15 protein-coding genes are annotated in these 15,824 nt (G+C 66.5%); 3 read left to right on the top strand and 12 right to left on the bottom strand.

What is annotated here, in order from left to right; genetic code table 11:
- Position 1 precedes the first annotated feature (1 nt).
- The 11 genes from nuoK to ACHQ4I_RS26600 all read right to left on the bottom strand — a co-directional run bounded on the left by nuoK (position 2) and on the right by ACHQ4I_RS26600 (position 11,418).
- Entirely contained in the window at positions 2-301 is a 300-nt protein-coding gene (gene nuoK, locus ACHQ4I_RS26650; RefSeq protein WP_062982135.1) for an NADH-quinone oxidoreductase subunit NuoK, read from the bottom strand.
- Positions 298-1,167 carry an NADH-quinone oxidoreductase subunit J gene (locus ACHQ4I_RS26645; RefSeq protein WP_420774583.1) on the bottom strand — a complete coding sequence of 290 codons (870 nt, stop codon included), beginning with the start codon at positions 1,165-1,167 and terminating at the stop codon, positions 298-300. The genes nuoK and ACHQ4I_RS26645 overlap by 4 nt, the downstream gene beginning before the upstream one ends.
- Positions 1,164-2,981 carry an NADH-quinone oxidoreductase subunit NuoH gene (nuoH, locus tag ACHQ4I_RS26640; RefSeq protein ID WP_420774582.1) on the bottom strand — a complete coding sequence of 606 codons (1,818 nt, stop codon included), beginning with the start codon at positions 2,979-2,981 and terminating at the stop codon, positions 1,164-1,166. Before nuoH ends, ACHQ4I_RS26645 begins: the two co-directional genes overlap by 4 nt.
- A complete protein-coding gene (locus ACHQ4I_RS26635; protein ID WP_420774581.1) occupies positions 2,974-5,502 on the bottom strand; it encodes an NADH-quinone oxidoreductase subunit G in 2,529 nt (842 codons plus the stop codon). Before ACHQ4I_RS26635 ends, nuoH begins: the two co-directional genes overlap by 8 nt.
- Positions 5,499-6,812 (bottom strand): NADH-quinone oxidoreductase subunit NuoF, encoded by a 1,314-nt coding sequence (gene nuoF, locus ACHQ4I_RS26630; protein WP_420774580.1) that lies wholly within the window; start codon positions 6,810-6,812, stop codon positions 5,499-5,501. Before nuoF ends, ACHQ4I_RS26635 begins: the two co-directional genes overlap by 4 nt.
- Positions 6,812-7,519 carry an NADH-quinone oxidoreductase subunit NuoE gene (gene nuoE, locus ACHQ4I_RS26625; RefSeq protein WP_420774579.1) on the bottom strand — a complete coding sequence of 236 codons (708 nt, stop codon included), beginning with the start codon at positions 7,517-7,519 and terminating at the stop codon, positions 6,812-6,814. The genes nuoF and nuoE overlap by 1 nt, the downstream gene beginning before the upstream one ends.
- Complete coding sequence (locus ACHQ4I_RS26620; RefSeq protein ID WP_420774578.1) at positions 7,516-8,892, bottom strand: NADH-quinone oxidoreductase subunit D; 1,377 nt, start codon at positions 8,890-8,892, stop codon at positions 7,516-7,518. The genes nuoE and ACHQ4I_RS26620 overlap by 4 nt, the downstream gene beginning before the upstream one ends.
- Positions 8,892-9,662 (bottom strand): NADH-quinone oxidoreductase subunit C, encoded by a 771-nt coding sequence (locus ACHQ4I_RS26615; RefSeq protein ID WP_420774577.1) that lies wholly within the window; start codon positions 9,660-9,662, stop codon positions 8,892-8,894. Before ACHQ4I_RS26615 ends, ACHQ4I_RS26620 begins: the two co-directional genes overlap by 1 nt.
- The gene (locus tag ACHQ4I_RS26610; RefSeq protein WP_420774576.1) at positions 9,659-10,213 is read right to left on the bottom strand and encodes a NuoB/complex I 20 kDa subunit family protein; all 555 of its coding nucleotides are present in this window, start codon (positions 10,211-10,213) and stop codon (positions 9,659-9,661) included. The genes ACHQ4I_RS26615 and ACHQ4I_RS26610 overlap by 4 nt, the downstream gene beginning before the upstream one ends.
- Before the next feature lie 77 nt (positions 10,214-10,290).
- Entirely contained in the window at positions 10,291-10,659 is a 369-nt protein-coding gene (locus ACHQ4I_RS26605; RefSeq protein WP_420774953.1) for an NADH-quinone oxidoreductase subunit A, read from the bottom strand.
- Between the two features lie 423 nt (positions 10,660-11,082).
- Positions 11,083-11,418 (bottom strand): DNA-binding transcriptional response regulator, encoded by a 336-nt coding sequence (locus tag ACHQ4I_RS26600; RefSeq protein WP_420774952.1) that lies wholly within the window; start codon positions 11,416-11,418, stop codon positions 11,083-11,085.
- Between the two features lie 192 nt (positions 11,419-11,610).
- Here ACHQ4I_RS26600 and ACHQ4I_RS26595 point away from each other — a divergent pair, with 192 nt between their 5' ends.
- From ACHQ4I_RS26595 to ACHQ4I_RS26585, 3 genes are read left to right on the top strand one after another with little or no spacing between them, the layout of a single operon-like run.
- Positions 11,611-13,152, top strand: coding sequence for a hypothetical protein (locus ACHQ4I_RS26595; protein WP_420774575.1), 1,542 nt, complete (start codon positions 11,611-11,613; stop codon positions 13,150-13,152).
- Between the two features lie 4 nt (positions 13,153-13,156).
- Entirely contained in the window at positions 13,157-13,600 is a 444-nt protein-coding gene (locus ACHQ4I_RS26590) for a hypothetical protein (protein ID WP_420774574.1), read from the top strand.
- Entirely contained in the window at positions 13,597-14,820 is a 1,224-nt protein-coding gene (locus ACHQ4I_RS26585; RefSeq protein WP_420774573.1) for an FHA domain-containing protein, read from the top strand. Before ACHQ4I_RS26590 ends, ACHQ4I_RS26585 begins: the two co-directional genes overlap by 4 nt.
- 95 nt (positions 14,821-14,915) lie before the next feature.
- On the opposite strand, the gene ACHQ4I_RS26580 is transcribed toward ACHQ4I_RS26585, so the two are convergent.
- Positions 14,916-15,773, bottom strand: a complete 858-nt coding sequence (locus ACHQ4I_RS26580) for a class I SAM-dependent methyltransferase (RefSeq protein WP_420774572.1) — start codon at positions 15,771-15,773, stop codon at positions 14,916-14,918.
- Between the last annotated feature and the right edge of the window lie 51 nt (positions 15,774-15,824).

The following is a 15,824-nucleotide window of genomic DNA, read 5'->3' as shown; positions in this document are numbered from 1 at the left end:
GTCAGAACTTCAGCAGGTTGGCGTCGTCGACCGAGGTCGAACGGCGGGTGCGGAAGATGGTCATGATGATGGCCAGGCCGACAACGACTTCGGCCGCGGCCACCACCATGGTGAAGAACGCGAACACCTGACCGTCCAGATTCGAATGCAGCCGGGCGAAGGTGACGAATGCGAGGTTCACCGCGTTGAGCATCAGCTCGATGCACATGAACACCACGATGGCGTTGCGCCGCAGCAGCACACCGGCCGCGCCGATGGTGAACAGCAGGGCGGACAGGAACAGGTAGTTCTCAGGATTCACCGCTTGCCTTCCTCGTCTGCCTCGCGGGTGGGGGTTTCGGGCTCCTGGGCCGCTGGCGCGCGGGTCGGGGGCGCGCCGACCGAGATCACCGCCGCCTCCGTGAGCGCCCTGGTGCGGCGGTGTCGCAGGATGGTGCTGACCGACAGTTCTTCGAATGAACCGTCCGGCAGTCGGGCCGGGATATCGACCGCGTTGTGCCTGGCGTACACACCGGGCGTCGGCAGTGGCGTGGCCCGATCGGAGGGACGGTCCGGGTCATAGGCGCTGCGGAACCGCCGGCGAGAGAGCTCGCGCTGATCCAGTCGCTGTCCGAAGTTCTCCCGGTGCGCCAGGATCATCGCGCCGATGGTCGCGGTGATGAGCAGCGCGCCGGTGAGTTCGAAGGCCCACACATATCGGACGAAGATCAGCTCGGCGAGCTGGCCGATCACCTGCTGATACGCGAATCCCTTTGCCGGATAGGTGATTCCGGAGTTGCGGATGCCGTTGGCGATACCGCTGATCAGCAGCAGCCCGAACCCGAGGCCGACCGTGCCCGCGGCGAGCCGCTGCCCGCGCAGCGTTTCCCCGAGCGATTCCGGGGAGTCGACGCCGACCAGCATGAGCACGAACAGGAACAGCATCATGACCGCGCCGGTGTAGACGACGATCTGCACGACACCGAGGAACAGCGCGTCCTGGGCCATATAGAAGGTGGCGAGCGCGATCATGGTGGCGGCCAGGCAGATCGCCGAATGCACGGCCTTGCCCGCGAACACCATGCCGAGCGCCCCGATCACCGCGAGCGGGCCGAGGATCCAGAATTGGACGGCCTCACCGGTGGAGGTGTGGGTCAATGGCTCGGCGGCCAGGATCAATTCGGTCACCGCGCGCCTCCTTCCGCGCCCGCCGCGGCGGGCGCCCTGCCGGTCTCGGAATGCGATGTCTCCGAACCGCTTTCACCGCCCGGGACGTTGCCGCGGTAGTAATCACCCTCGGTGGCACCGGGATACATCGCATGCGGCGGCGCGGTCATACCGGGCTGCAGCGGGGCGAGCAGCCGATCCTTCTCGTAGATCAGGTCGGCGCGGTTGTCATCGGCCATCTCGTAGTCGTTGGTCATGGTCAGCGCCCTGGTCGGACACGCCTCGATGCACAATCCGCAGCCGATGCAGCGCAGATAGTTGATCTGGTAGACCTGCCCGTAGCGTTCGCCGGGCGAAAAGCGTTCGGTCTCGGTGTTATCCGCGCCCTCGACGTAGATCGCGTCCGCGGGGCAGGCCCACGCACACAGCTCGCAGCCGATGCACTTCTCCAGACCGTCCGGGTGCCGGTTGAGCTGGTGACGGCCGTGATAGCGCGGCGCGGTCGGCACCTTCTGCTCCGGATAGGACTCGGTATTGGGCTTCTTGAACATGGTCAGGAAGGTGACCGCGAAGCCCGTCAACGGTTCCAGCAGTCCCGGCTGAGGCTCCGGACGCCGCGTCGATGGATCCGGCAGCGGTGGCGTCGGGAAGCCGAGGAAGACCGCACCCGGCTCGCTCGGCTGCTCGACCGTCGGCGGCGCGACCTGCCTGCGTCCGGCCCGCAGGAACATCAGGACCATCAGTCCGGAGATGACCAGCCCGCCGATCACCAGGAACGGCGTCTGAATGTTATAGCCCTCGTTCTGCAGCACTCGGGCCGTGGCGACCAGCATCACCCACAGCAGCGAGGTCGGAATCAGCAGCTTCCAGCCGAGATTCATGAACTGGTCGTAGCGCAGGCGGGGCAGGGTGCCGCGCAACCAGATGAATACGAACAGGAACGTCCACATCTTGGCCGTGAACCACAGCACCGGCCACCACCCGGAATTCGCGCCGTCCCACAGGTTGATCGGGAACGGCGCATGCCAGCCGCCGAGGAACAGCGTGGTCGCCAGCGCGGAAACCGTTGCCATGTTGATGTATTCGGCCATCATGAACATGGCGAATTTGAGTGAGGAGTACTCGGTGTGGAAGCCGCCGACCAGCTCGCCCTCGGCCTCGGGCAGGTCGAATGGCGCGCGGTTGGTCTCACCGACCATTGAGACGCAGTAGATCAGGAACGACGGCAGCAGCAGGAACACATACCAGGTGCCCTCCTGCGCCCGCACGATGCCGGAGGTGGCCATGGTGCCGCCGAGCAGGAAGACCGTGGCGAAGCACAGCGCCATCGCGATCTCGTAGGAGATCACCTGCGCGGTCGAACGCAGCCCGCCCAGTAGCGGATACGTAGAACCGGACGACCAGCCCGCCAGCACGATGCCGTACACGCCGATCGAGGTGATGGCGAGGATATAGAGCACCGCCACCGGCAGATCGGTGAGTTGCAAGGCGGTCTGATGCCCCAGGATCGACACCTGCGGCCCGAACGGGATGACCGCGAACGCCATGAATGCGGGCACCACCGAAATGACCGGCGCGAGAATGAAAATGGGCTTATCGACGATGGCCGGGACGATGTCTTCCTTCAGCGCCATCTTCACGCCGTCTGCGATGCTCTGCAGCGTGCCCTTGGGACCGACGCGGTTCGGGCCGACGCGCATCTGCATCCACGCCACGATCTTGCGTTCCAGATACACCGCCATCATCGGCGTGAGCAGTAGGAAGGCGAAGATCGCCAGGGATTTCCCGATGACGAGCCACAGCGGGTCGTGGCCGAAAAGAGAGAGATCACTCATGGCGGTGTTCCTTCATCCTCTCGTCGGCGCGATGCAGATGCACCACACCGCCCGGCTGGGTGACGAGCTGTTCGTTGACCGAGCAGCCCGGCGAGTTCAACGGCAGCCACACCACCCGATCGGGCAGATCGGTGATCAGCAGCGGCAGCGTGACGGTGCCGCGGTCGGTGGCGACGACGATCGCATCGTCGTCGGCCGCACCGATTTCGGCCGCGGTGGCGGGGGACAGGCGCACCACCGGCGGTCGCGCGACACCCGCCAGATTCGGCTCGCCGTCCTGCATACGCCCCTGGTCCAGCAGCATCCGCCAGCCGGACAGGATCGCGGCGCCCGGATTCGGCTGGGTGACCGGATGCGGCCGATGCGCGGGCGCGGCGACCGGGGGGCCGTCCCAGGCGCCGAGTTCGGCGAGTTCGGCGCGCGCGGCCGCGGTGTCGGGGAGTCCGAGCGCCACCTTCATCTCGCCGGCGATTGCCTGCAGCACGCGCTGATCCGACAGCGGTGCGGGTTCGCGGCGCACCATCGAGTCACCCAGTGCGGCATCGAATGGGCGCGGCCGGCCCTCCCAGGTGCGGAAGGTGCCGGACTTCTGCATTGCCGAGGCCACCGGGAAGACGACATCGGCGCGATCGGTGACCGCGCTGTGCCGCAGCTCCAGGCTGACCACGAAACGCGCGGCATCGATGGCGTCGAGTGCGGCCTGCGGATCCGGCAGATCGGCGATATCGACCCCGCCGATGACCAGCGCGCCCAAGCTGGGTGCGGCCTCGAGGATGGCCGCGGTATCGCGCCCGACGGTGACCGGCAGGTCCGGGACGTTCCAGACCGCCCGAACCTCTTGGCGCGCACGGGGATCCACCAGGGGTCGGCCACCGGGCAGCAGGCCCGGCAGCGCCCCCGCCTCGACCGCACCGCGCTCACCGGCGCGCCGCGGCACCCAGGCCAGTGCGGCACCGGTCTCGTCGGCGAGCCGGACCGCGGCCGACAACGCACCGGATATTCCGGCCATCCGTTCGCCGACCAGGACCACCGCACCGGGCTGACGCAGCAGCTGCGCGGCCGTCGCCAGAGCAGCGGAGTCCGCGGCGATCTCACCGGTGCGCAGGGCATCGAGCAGATGGGGTTCGGCACCGGGCACGGCCTGCAACAGGGTGCCCGACATCCGGTCCAGTCCGCGCGAGGAGTAGGCGGCCAGCGAGAAGATCGGCATGCCGCGCTTGCGTGCGGCCTTGCGCAGCCGCAGATAGATGATCGGCGACTCCTCTTCGGGTTCGAGTCCGGCGAGCAGCACCACCGGTGCGTTCTCCAGCGCGTCGTAGTCGACGGTGACGCCCTGCCCCGCGACGCGGGCGGCGAGGAAGTCCGCCTCTTCGACCGAGTGCACCCGGGCACGGAAGTCGATGTCATTGGTGCCCAACGCGATTCGCGCGAACTTTGCGTAGGCGTAGGCGTCTTCCTCGGTGACACGACCGCCGACCAGCACACCCGCGCTGCCGAAGGCCGAGGCCAGACCCTCCGCGGCCGCGGCCAGCGCCTCGGACCAGGATGCGGGGGCGAGGTTGCCGTCCCAGCCGCGCACCAGCGGTGTGGTGAGCCGGTCGCGTTCGGTCGCGTAGTTGAATGCCCACCGGCCCTTATCGCAGTTCCACTCCTCATTGACCTGCGGATCGTCACCGGCCAAGCGGCGCAATATCTTTCCGCGCCGATGGTCGGTGCGCTGCGCACAACCGGAGGCGCAGTGCTCGCAGACGCTCGGGCTGGAGACCAGGTCGAACGGGCGGGCCCGGAATCGGTAGCTGGTGCCGGTGAGCGCGCCCACCGGGCAGATCTGCACGGTATTGCCGGAGAAGTAGGAGTCGAACGGTTCGGCCTGCGCGGTGCCGACCTGCTCGAGCGCACCGCGATCCATCAGTTCGATGAACGGATCCCCTGCGACCTGCTGTGAGAAGCGGGTGCAGCGCGCGCACAGCACACAGCGTTCGCGGTCCAGCAGTACCGCTGTCGAGAGCGGAATCGGCTTGGGATAGGTGCGTTTCACGCCGTCGAATCGGGTCTCGGGCCGACCGCTGGACATCGCCTGGTTCTGCAGCGGACATTCGCCGCCCTTATCGCAGACGGGGCAGTCGAGGGGATGGTTGATCAGCAGCAGTTCCATCACCCCTTCCTGCGCCTTATCGGCAGCGGGTGAAGTCAGCTGTGTGCGCACGATCATGCCGTCGGCGACGGCCATGGTGCAGGAGGCGACCGGTTTGCGCTGGCCCTCCACCTCGACCAGGCACTGACGGCACGCGCCGACCGGATCCAGCAGCGGATGGTCGCAGAAGCGCGGGATCTGGATACCGATCAGTTCGGCGGCCCGGATCAGCAGGGTGCCCGCGGGCACGCTGACCTGGGTGTCGTCGATGGTGACGGTGACCAGGTCGGCCGGAACCAGCCCGCTTGCGTTGGTATTAACCGTGGCGGGCCCACCCGTCACCCGGCCACCACCCCCCATCGAATCGCTGCGCGATGCTGTACTCATTGCACTCCTTCGGCCCAGGCGGTGGATCGCGCGGGATCGAACGGGCAGCCGTCGAGCCGCAGATGGTCGAGGTATTCCTGGCGGAAGTACTTCAGTGAGGACAGGATCGGGCTGGCCGCGCCGTCGCCGAGTGCGCAGAACGACTTACCGTTGATCGTGTCGCTGATATCGAGAAGCTTCTCCAGGTCCGATTCGGTGCCTCGGCCCGCCTCGATGCGCTTCAGTAATTGGACCAGCCAGTAGGTGCCCTCTCGGCATGGCGTGCATTTGCCGCAGGATTCGTGGGCGTAGAACTCGGTCCAGCGCAGCACCGCGCGCACCACGCAGGTGGTGTCGTCGAAGATCTGTAATGCCTTGGTGCCCAACATGGATCCGGCTGCGGCGACACCCTCGTAGTCCAGCGGCACGTCGAGGTGTTCGTCGGTGAACAGCGGCGTCGACGAACCACCGGGCGTCCAGAATTTCACCTGATGTCCGGCGCGCACGCCACCGGCATAGCCGAGCAGTTCGCGCAGCGTAATGCCCAGTGGCGCCTCGTATTGACCGGGCCGGGCGACATGGCCCGACAGCGAGTAGAGCGTGAAGCCCGGGGACTTCTCACTGCCCATGGACCGGAACCAGGCGGTGCCGTTGAGGATGATCGGCGGCACGCTGGCGATGGATTCGACGTTGTTGACCACCGTCGGGCAGGCGTACAAGCCTGCGACGGCGGGAAACGGCGGCCGCAGCCGCGGCTGGCCGCGCCGACCCTCGAGCGAATCCAGCAGCGCGGTTTCCTCACCGCAGATATACGCGCCTGCCCCGGCGTGCACGATCAGTTCCAGGTCGTAGCCGGAGCCGAGAATGTTCTTGCCGAGGAATCCGGCCGCATACGCCTGGGCCACCGCGGCCTGCAGTCGCCGCAGCACCGGAACAACCTCACCGCGCACATAGATGAACGCGTGCGCCGCCCGAATCGCGTAGGAGGCGATGATGACGCCCTCGATGAGCGTGTGCGGGGTGGCGAGCATGAGCGGAATGTCCTTGCAGGTACCGGGTTCCGACTCGTCGGCGTTGACCACTAGGTAGTGCGGCTTGGTGACGCCATCCGGCCCGGTGCCCTGCGGGATGAAGCTCCATTTCATGCCGGTCGGGAACCCTGCGCCGCCGCGGCCGCGCAGGCCAGCGTCCTTGATGGTCTGGATGACCTGATCGGGTTGCATGCGCAAGGCTTTGCGCAGCGCCTGGTAGCCGTCGTGGCCGCGGTAGTGCTCGATGGTCCACGACCGCGGGTCGTCCCAGTACCGGGTGAGTACGGGAGTCAGTGTCATCACACGCCCTCCGAATTCGGTTCCGGCGCTTGCATATTCTGTTCCCGCGCGATGCGCAGCCCGGCCAGCGTCGGTTCGCCCGCCGCGCCGTCCAGGACACCGGGACGTTCGTCCGGGAATCCGGCCAGGATGCGCGCGGTCTGCCTGAACGTGCACAGCGGCGCACCGCGCGTCGGCGTCACCTGCTCGCCCCTGCGCAGCGAATCCACCAGTGCGGCAGCCGATTCCGGGGTCTGGTTGTCGAAGAACTCCCAGTTGACCATCACCACCGGCGCGAAATCGCAGGCGGCGTTGCACTCGATGTGCTCGAGGGTGATCGCCCCGTCCGGTGTGGTCTCGCCGTGCCCGATACCGAGGCGACGCTGCAGCGTTTCGAGGATGGCGTCGCCGCCCATCACCGCGCAGAGGGTGTTGGTGCAGACACCGACGTGGTAGTCGCCGGTGGGGGTGCGCCGGTACATCGAGTAGAAGGTGGCCACCGCGGTGACCTCCGCGCCGGTCAATCCCAGTTGCTCGGCACAGAATTCGATGCCGGTGCCGGTGACACAACCCTCCTCGGCCTGCACCAGATGCAGCAGTGGCAGCAGCGCCGAGCGCGGCTCCGGGTACCGGGCGATGATCTCCTTCGCATCGACCTCCAGCCGCTGGCGCACAAAGGGCGCGAACGGCTGGGGCCGGGCGGAAAGCTTCAACAGAATTTCGGTCATCGGTCCACTCCGCCCATGACAGGGTCGATGCTGGCAACGGAGGCGATGACGTCGGCGACCATACCGCCCTCGCACATCGCCGCCACCGCTTGCAGATTCGTGAACGAGGGGTCGCGATAGTGCACCCGATACGGGCGGGTGCCGCCGTCGCTGACCATATGCACACCGAGTTCGCCGCGCGGCGATTCGACCGCCACATACACCTGCCCCGCCGGGACCCGCATGCCCTCGGTGACGAGTTTGAAGTGGTGGATGAGCCCCTCCATGGACGTGCCCATGATGCGGCCGATGTGCTTGGGGGAGTTGCCGAGTCCGTCCGGGCCCAGTTGCAGATCGGCGGGCCAGGCGATCTTCTTGTCGTCCACCATCACCGGTCCTGGCCGCAGCTTGTCCAGGCACTGCTCGACGATCTTGAGCGACTCCTTCATCTCCGCAACCCGAATCCAGTAGCGGCCGTAGCAGTCACAGCCGGTGGTGGTGGGGACGTCGAATTCATAATTCTCGTAACCGCAGTACGGTGCGGCCTTGCGCAGGTCGTGCGGCAGGCCGGTGCAGCGCAGCACCGGGCCGGTGATGCCGAGGGCCATGCAGCCGGTGAGGTCCAGATAGCCGATGTTCTGGGTGCGCGCCTTCCAGATCGGGTTCTGGGTGAGCAGATGGTCCATATCGCGCAGCCGCTTGGGCAAAAGGGCAAGCAGCTCACGGACTTTGGCGACCCCGTCATCGGGCAGGTCCTGGGCGAGGCCGCCGGGCCGGATGTAGGCGTGGTTCATGCGCAGGCCGGTGATGGTCTCGAAGACGTCCAGGATCAGTTCGCGTTCCCGGAAGCCGAACAGCATCGGAGTGAGTGCGCCCAGTTCCATGCCGCCGGTCGCCAGCGCCACCAGATGTGAGGAGATCCGGTTGAGCTCCATGAGCATGACGCGCACGATGGTGGCGCGCTCGGGAATCTGATCCTCGATATCGAGCAACCGCTCGACGCCGAGACAGTAGGCCGTCTCGTTGAAGAACGGCGAGAGGTAATCCATCCGGGTCACGAACGTGGTGCCCTGCGCCCAGTTGCGGAATTCGAGATTCTTCTCGATGCCGGTGTGCAGGTAGCCGATGCCGCAGCGGGCCTCGGTGACCGTCTCGCCCTCGATCTCCAGGATGAGCCGGAGCACGCCGTGCGTGGAGGGATGCTGCGGACCCATATTGACGACGATGCGTTCTTCGCCCGCGCCGTCCAGCGTTTCGGTGACCGCGTCCCAGTCCTGGCCCGCCACCGTGACCACGGTTGGCTCCGTCCGCGGCGTGCCGGCAGGCTGTGATTTGTCGTCGGGCTGGGGCCCGGTGTCGTTGTTGACGCCGGGCCGGGTGTCGATGTCGTTCATTACTTGTACGCCCTCCGCTCGTCGGGCGGCGGAATGCGCGCGCCCTTGTACTCGACCGGGATCCCGCCGAGCGGGTAGTCCTTGCGCTGGGGGTGGCCACGCCAGTCGTCGGGCATCGCGATGCGGGTCAGCGAGGGGTGGCCGTCGAAGAGGATGCCGAAGAAGTCGTAGGTTTCCCGCTCATGCCAGTCGGTGGTCGGGTACACGCTGAACAGCGACGGGATATGCGGGTCGGCGTCCGGCGCGGAGACCTCCACGCGCAGGCGCCGGTTATGGGTGATGGACATGAGGTGGTACACCGCGTGCAATTCGCGGCCCTCGTCCTCGGGATAGTGCACGCCGTTCACGCCCAGGCACAGCTCGAAACGCAATGCGGCATAGTCACGCAACGCCTTTGCGACCGTCACGAGGTGCGCACGCCGCACGTGCAGGGTGAGTTCGCCGCGGAAGACGATCACCTTCTCGATGGCGCTGTCCCAGCGGGTACCGACCGCGCCGAGCGCGGCATGCAATTCGACGACGATCTCGTCGAAGTAGCCGCCGTAGGGCGCGGGGGTGCTGCCGGGCAGCGTCACCGGGCGGACCAGGCGTCCGTACCCGGAGGTGTCGCCCGTGCCGCTGACACCGAACATCCCGCGTCGCACACCGATCACCTCGGCCGATGGCGATTGTGGCTCCGGCGGAGTGCCTTCCGGACCGGCGGTGGCCGCGGCGTCGACGAACTCCTGCGGCGTCCCGGTCTCGGTATTGTCGGGGGAATCGAAGGTCATCGCAGCAGGCCCTCCATTCGGATGGTCGGCGTGGAGGCCAGCGCGGCCTGCTCGGCGGCGCGGATGGCCTCCTCGCGATTGACCCCGAGCGGCATCTGCTGAATCTTGGCGTGCAGTGTCAGGATCGCGTTCAACAGCATCTCCGGCCGCGGCGGGCAGCCGGGCAGGTAGATGTCGACCGGCACCACATGGTCCACGCCCTGCACGATGGCGTAGTTGTTGAACATGCCGCCCGAGGACGCGCAGACGCCCATGGCCAGCACCCATTTCGGTTCGGTCATCTGGTCGTAGACCTGACGCAGTACCGGTGCCATCTTCTGGCTGACCCGGCCCGCGACGATCATCAGATCGGCCTGCCGCGGCGAGGCCCGGAACGCCTCCATGCCGAATCGGGCGATATCGAAACGTCCAGCGCCGGTGGCCATCATCTCGATGGCGCAGCAGGCCAGACCGAAGGTGGCGGGCCACAGCGAGCCCTTGCGCAGGTATCCGGCGAAATCTTCTACCGTGCTCAGCAGGAAGCCGCTGGGCAGTTTTTCCTCGAGACCCATGTTCGACTAACTCTCCACTTCCACTGTGCGTACCGCCCCCGAGGCGAAATACCTTGTGGGCCAATGCGTATGGGCGATCAGTCCCAGCTGAGACCGCCGCGGCGCCATTCGTAGGCGTAGGCCACGGAGACGTTGAAGATGAACAGCGCCATCGCGACCAGACCGAAGAGACCGAGCGCATCGAAGTGGACAGCCCACGGGTAGAGGAACACGATCTCGATATCGAAGATGATGAACAGCATGGCGGTGAGGTAGTACTTCACCGGAAACCGTTGTCCGGTAACGTTTCCCGGCCCGCCCGCGACGGCGTGCGGTGTCGGTTCGATGCCGCACTCGTAGGCCTCTTGTTTGGCGCGGTTGTAGCGCTTCGGGCCGACGAGGGCCGAGAGGATGATGGAGAACACCGCGAACGCGGCGGCGACCGCGCCGAGGACCAGAGTGGGCATCTCGATATTCACGACTGCACTTCCCCTCCTTGCGAGCTGTAGCTGGCGGTTGGGCGTCATGTCCCGACGGCGCCGGGGTGTGGGATGTCGGCGTCGGAGTTCATGACGGCAGCTTCCGAGGCGGGCTGACGTCGTTGTCCGCCTCGGTCAGACTCGCCTCATGGCCTGCTCGCACCGCGCGGGTCCGTCATATCGAGGCCCGCGCTCATGTGAGCTACGGCACAGCCTACAACTGACGCGCGGGGTCGACCGTTTATTCGATTGGGGTCTTTGATCGAAAACGGGACTGCTATTTATGACTGAATCGGGGGTAATCCGACCCGTCGGATCGCTGAGCGATTGCCCCGTCACGTGACATTCGAGTGCCCGCGTCCGAAAGACGCGGGCACGGCGCGGCGACTAGGGGTTATCGGCGAAATTCGGTCAGGCCGCGGTGCGGTTGCGCAGCACCGCGACGACGGCCTCGGTGAGCCGGATCGGATCGATCGGATGCGCCACCGCGGCCTCGGCGCGCGACCAGTTCGCGAGCCAGGCATCGTCGGGGCGGCCGGTGAGCACCAGAACCGGCGGGCACTGGTCGATCTCGTCCTTGAGCTGTTTGGCGATGCCGAGCCCACCTGCCGGGGCGGATTCGCCGTCCAGGATGGCCAGGTCGATACCGCCCGCGTCCATCTGCTCGATGACCACGGGTGCGGTCGCCACCTCGAGGTATTCGAAGGCCGGCAGTTCGGGGTGCGGCTGTCTGCCCAGCGCCAGCATCACTTGACGCCGGGTATCGGCGTCGTTGCTATAGACCAGAACCCGCAGCGGGGTGGAACGAATCGCGTCGGCCACGCAGGGATGGTACGTCGGCGAGGGGGTGCGGCGTGGCAGGTTGCCCCAGATCGGCGGCGCGAGTCGGACAAGCCGATCGCAAGCCTTTGCCAAGTTCGGGCCGGTAGCATCCGGAAAATGCGGGGAGATATCACCCGGGAACTCGTCGAAACCGACGTGTGGACCGATGAGATGGTGGGCCGGGCGGGGATTCCGGTGGTGGACGTTGGGTTCGTGACGATCGGCAGCGGGATCGGATCCTTCGTCACCTATGACACCCTGCGGATCTACGGTGTGCCGGCGGCATCGATGGCGGTGCTCGGGCCCCAGGAGGTGCCGTGGTCGTCGTATGAGTATCTGACGCGGGTGTCGCAGATTCCGCGCGGGGAGCGGTTGCGCAGTGACTCGGCGTCGATGCCGGACAATATCTGGGGGTTTCCGTCCTATGCGGTGCGTGAGGCATTGGCGGAGAAGACGATTCGGCCGCTGTGGAATGTGTTCACCGAGCCGATCTTCGCCAATTACTACACGCCAAGGGCCGGGCAGGCGTTCGTTTCGATGGAGCGCGAGTTCCATCGGATCGGGTATGCCGGGTCGTTGCGCAAAGGGCATGTACGCATGGTGCGCAAACGCTACGGCGGAGGATATTTCACGATTCTGACCCCGCCCGCCGGCGCGACGCCGACCAAGCGGATCGCGTTTCGCAGTACGTATGTCCATGTGGGCGTGGGATATCCGGGGCTGAAGTTGCTGCCCGATCTGCAGGAGTATCGGGAGAAGTATCGCGATCCGACCCGGGTGGTGAATGCCTATGAACCGCATGAGCACGTCTATCAGGCGTTGCAGCGCAGGCCGGGGACGGTGATGATCCGCGGCAGCGGCATCGTGGCCAGTCGGGTGTTGCAGCGGATTATCGACGACCGCGACAACCTTCGGCTGAATACGCAGATCCTGCATCTGTTCCGTCACTATGTGGGCAAGGCGCAAGGGTCGAATCCGTTCAACCGGCGCAAGTCCGGTGACGGCTGGTCCTATCAGGGATTCAACTATCCGAAGTCGGTGTGGGGCGGGCAGCTCAAGGCGAAAATGCGCACGCTGCAAGGGGAACAGCGGGCGCGGGCGTACCAGGAGATGGGCGGTACGAGCACGCCTATCCGCGACTATTGGCAGGAGCAGTTGCGGCGTGGTCGCAAGGAAGGCTGGTATCAGGTGATGGCGGGTACGGCGCGCGATCTGCGGCCCACGCCGGGGCGGGGCGGGGTGATCACGACAATCGTGCCGGATCCGACCGCGCCGCTGCCGTTTCCGCCGCTGACCGAGCCCTTCGACACCTCGGCCGACTACATCATCGACTGCACCGGGTTGGAGGCCGACGTGCGCGAGCACCGGTTGCTGGCGGATCTGCTCGATCATGCCGGGGCCGGTCGTAATCCGGTGGGGCGGATGGATGTGGCGACCACCTTCGAATTGATCGGCACGCGAAGTGGCAGCGGACGCATCTATGCATCGGGTAGCGCGACGCTGGGTGGTCCGTTTCCGGGTGTGGATACCTTCCTCGGCTTGCAGATCGCGGCGCAGGAGATCGCGGACGACCTTGCGGCGCTGGGTTTCTGCGAGCGCATGGGACCGCTGCGCTCGACGCGGCAATGGTGGTTGTGGGCGACGAACAAGAAGATCTGAACCGATGTTGCTTACCTTGAACGGGCGGATTCAGACCCGTGTCCTCGCGCTCGGCATCCTCGGATTCCTTGTCGCGCTGATCATCACGCCAGTCTTGCCGACCGGCTCGCTGTCCGTGGGGCAGGCCTATCGCGTGACGTTGTCGGTGCTGCTCGCGACTGTACTCATGGGCGTGCTGTGGGAGTTGCTCTACCATTTTCTGCAGCAGTTCCGGTGGGAGAAGGACTGGCCGACGCTCTTCGGCTTCTGGACGATCCTCAACGAGGCGGCGCTGATGTGGGTCCTCGTGCACTACACGACGATCGTGCTGCCGCGTGCGCTGCACCCCGCACTGACGGCTTTCCTCATCCAGTTCATCGTCACCTGGATCGTGTTCTGGCTCATCGTGAACGGGCCGATGCGGGTGGTGTTCCACCGGTGGCGGTTCCGGGGTGGTCGATTCCTGTGACCGATCCGCAGCTCGAGGTGTTGGCGGGTGGTACGCATCTGATCGCGAACGCCGGTGGCGTTGTCGTGGTGGTCGCCCATCGCGCCGATGTCGCCGCGACTGCGGAATCGCCTGCGGGCCGGACGATGACGGCGCTGCTAGAGCTGGTTCGGGAGGCGGGAGCCAAGGAGAAGCGACGCACCGGGCGCATGTTTGCACGCCTTGCCACCACGTGGTTGATGAATCTGGCCGACGAGGATCAGGTGGAGTTCGGGGTGATCACACCGAGCGCGGGCGGGGTGGCATTGTTCCTGCACGGTCGGGTGAGTGCGGTGCTGGAGGGCTCGGATCGCTCGGAGGTGTTGCACGGCAGGGACGCCGGGTTCACGGTGGATCGGGTGGTTATTCCGGCACCCGATGTCGGGGTGGGGTTGTTCGTGGACGAGGACGGGGACAGTGCGGTCACGCTACCGGGGCGCGGTATCGCCGGGCTCGGTCAGGGGACGGTGCCGGGGGCCGGGGCGGTGCTGTGGTTCGGGGTGCCGGCGTCGGATCGCGCACCTGCTGTGCGGAAGTCGAGCGGTGAAGGTGGTTCGCAGCTACCGGAAGTTGACAACGCGGGGGCCGGGGCATCGGCGGAGCACGAGTCGTCGTCGGACGGCGTGCGCGATCCGGAGACCGATGTGGATACGTTGGTGCCGAATGTGCCCATCCCGGTGCCGGTTCGGACCGGCGGCGTGGTTCCGGTGGTGCTGCCCGAGGGGGGTGGGATTGTTGTGCGGGGATTCATGTGTTCGCGGCAGCATCTGAATGATCCGCGGGTGTCGTTCTGTGCGGTGTGCGGGATTCGGATGGATCAGTTGACCTGCGTGTTGACCGAGGGGGTTCGGCCGCCGCTCGGGTTGTTGATGCTCGATGACGGGACGTCGTTCGTGCTCGATAATGACATCGTCCTCGGGCGCGAACCCGAGCATGCGGCCGCGGTAAGGCGGGGTGCGCGACCGATTCGGTTGCCGGACCGGTCGGGGGGAATGTCGCGGGCGCATGTGGAGATTCGGCTCGTCGAATGGGAGGTGACCGTGGTCGACCAGGGGTCGGCGAACGGTACGTACATCAGGATGCCCGGGCATCAGGAGTGGATCCGTGCGATGCCGAACCATCCGACGACCCTGGCCGCGGGCTCGCAGATCCTGCTGGGCGGCCGCGTCCTGACCTTCGACTCCCAGCACAGCCAGTTCTGAAACCCCACCGAAGCGTGAGCGACTGGACGGGAGCTGACGCGCCGCAGTCGGGTCGCGATATGTTCAGGTGTCGTCGCGGGGTACTGACGGGTGCGCTATGTGCGCTGGAACCGGACGACGCCGGACCAGGGGTTGCGGCCCGGCTTGCGCGGGTTGGGCTGGGGGAGGTAGGTGAACGGGCGCAGATACCAGGGGGCGCGGTTGAGTTTGCGGGCATGGACGAGGAGATGCTCGACCTCGACGGGTTGCCAGCCCAGATCCTCATAGAAGCGGATGCCGTTCGCGGGTTCGAACCGCAGCGGGGCGTTGTCGAACATCGAACCGGAACGCATGCGCTTCATCGACACGGTGACATCCATGACCCACCAGCTGATTTCGGGTCGGTCCAGGGCGGCCGCGATGGCGCGCACCGTCTCCTCTTCGAGGTACATCAGCAGCCCCTCGGTGAGGACCAAAGCCTTTGCGGCGGGCGAGTTTTCGGGGCCGAGCGGGCCGAGCGCCGTATCCAGGAACTTCGCCAGCGCGGCCGGATCGGCGAGGTCGACACCGCGGCGGATCAGCGTGCAATGCGGCTTCTGGTCGGCGAGGGCGGCCTCCTTCTCCGCGGTGAGCGCGGGCAGATCGGCCTCCACCCAGACGAAGTCGGCGGGTAGGTCTAGGCGGTAAGGGCGGGTGTCTAGTCCGGCAGCGAGATTCAGCACCCGGTCGCAGCCCTCGCCGATGGCGGTCGCGATCAGGTCGTCGATGAGCTTGGTCCGGGTGACCACCGGCCAGCCGCCGCGCATGATCCGCGGAGCGGCCGCGACCATGGCGTGTCCGCGTTCCCCGGCGAGCCGATCGGCGAGCGGATCATCGAACAGCGCATCCGTGCGGGCAGTCTCGATGGCGCGGTAGGCGGCCACCCACCGCGCGGTATCGGACACATTCGAAATCAACGCTTCCCCACCAGTCATGCGCGCCAGTCTGGCACAGCCGTGCGCCCTCGTTCGGCACGGTCCCCTGGT

Origin of the sequence: Nocardia nepalensis, from assembly GCF_048910785.1 — a bacterium.
In the GTDB taxonomy this organism is placed as follows: domain Bacteria; phylum Actinomycetota; class Actinomycetes; order Mycobacteriales; family Mycobacteriaceae; genus Nocardia; species Nocardia nepalensis.
This window is presented reverse-complemented; position numbering and strand designations above follow the sequence as displayed.

Excerpts from the sequence above, each read along its gene's own strand:
- nuoH (WP_420774582.1), bottom strand. The coding sequence starts at position 2,981 with ATGAGTGATCTCTCTCTTTTCGGCCACGACCCGCTGTGGCTCGTCATC.
- ACHQ4I_RS26635 (WP_420774581.1), bottom strand. The coding sequence starts at position 5,502 with ATGAGTACAGCATCGCGCAGCGATTCGATGGGGGGTGGTGGCCGGGTG.
- nuoF (WP_420774580.1), bottom strand. The coding sequence starts at position 6,812 with ATGACACTGACTCCCGTACTCACCCGGTACTGGGACGACCCGCGGTCG.
- nuoE (WP_420774579.1), bottom strand. The coding sequence starts at position 7,519 with ATGACCGAAATTCTGTTGAAGCTTTCCGCCCGGCCCCAGCCGTTCGCG.
- ACHQ4I_RS26620 (WP_420774578.1), bottom strand. The coding sequence starts at position 8,892 with ATGAACGACATCGACACCCGGCCCGGCGTCAACAACGACACCGGGCCC.
- ACHQ4I_RS26615 (WP_420774577.1), bottom strand. The coding sequence starts at position 9,662 with ATGACCTTCGATTCCCCCGACAATACCGAGACCGGGACGCCGCAGGAG.
- ACHQ4I_RS26610 (WP_420774576.1), bottom strand. The coding sequence starts at position 10,213 with ATGGGTCTCGAGGAAAAACTGCCCAGCGGCTTCCTGCTGAGCACGGTA.
- ACHQ4I_RS26605 (WP_420774953.1), bottom strand. The coding sequence starts at position 10,659 with ATGCCCACTCTGGTCCTCGGCGCGGTCGCCGCCGCGTTCGCGGTGTTC.
- ACHQ4I_RS26600 (WP_420774952.1), bottom strand. The coding sequence starts at position 11,418 with ATGCTGGCGCTGGGCAGACAGCCGCACCCCGAACTGCCGGCCTTCGAA.
- ACHQ4I_RS26595 (WP_420774575.1), top strand. The coding sequence starts at position 11,611 with ATGCGGGGAGATATCACCCGGGAACTCGTCGAAACCGACGTGTGGACC.
- ACHQ4I_RS26590 (WP_420774574.1), top strand. The coding sequence starts at position 13,157 with ATGTTGCTTACCTTGAACGGGCGGATTCAGACCCGTGTCCTCGCGCTC.
- ACHQ4I_RS26580 (WP_420774572.1), bottom strand. The coding sequence starts at position 15,773 with ATGACTGGTGGGGAAGCGTTGATTTCGAATGTGTCCGATACCGCGCGG.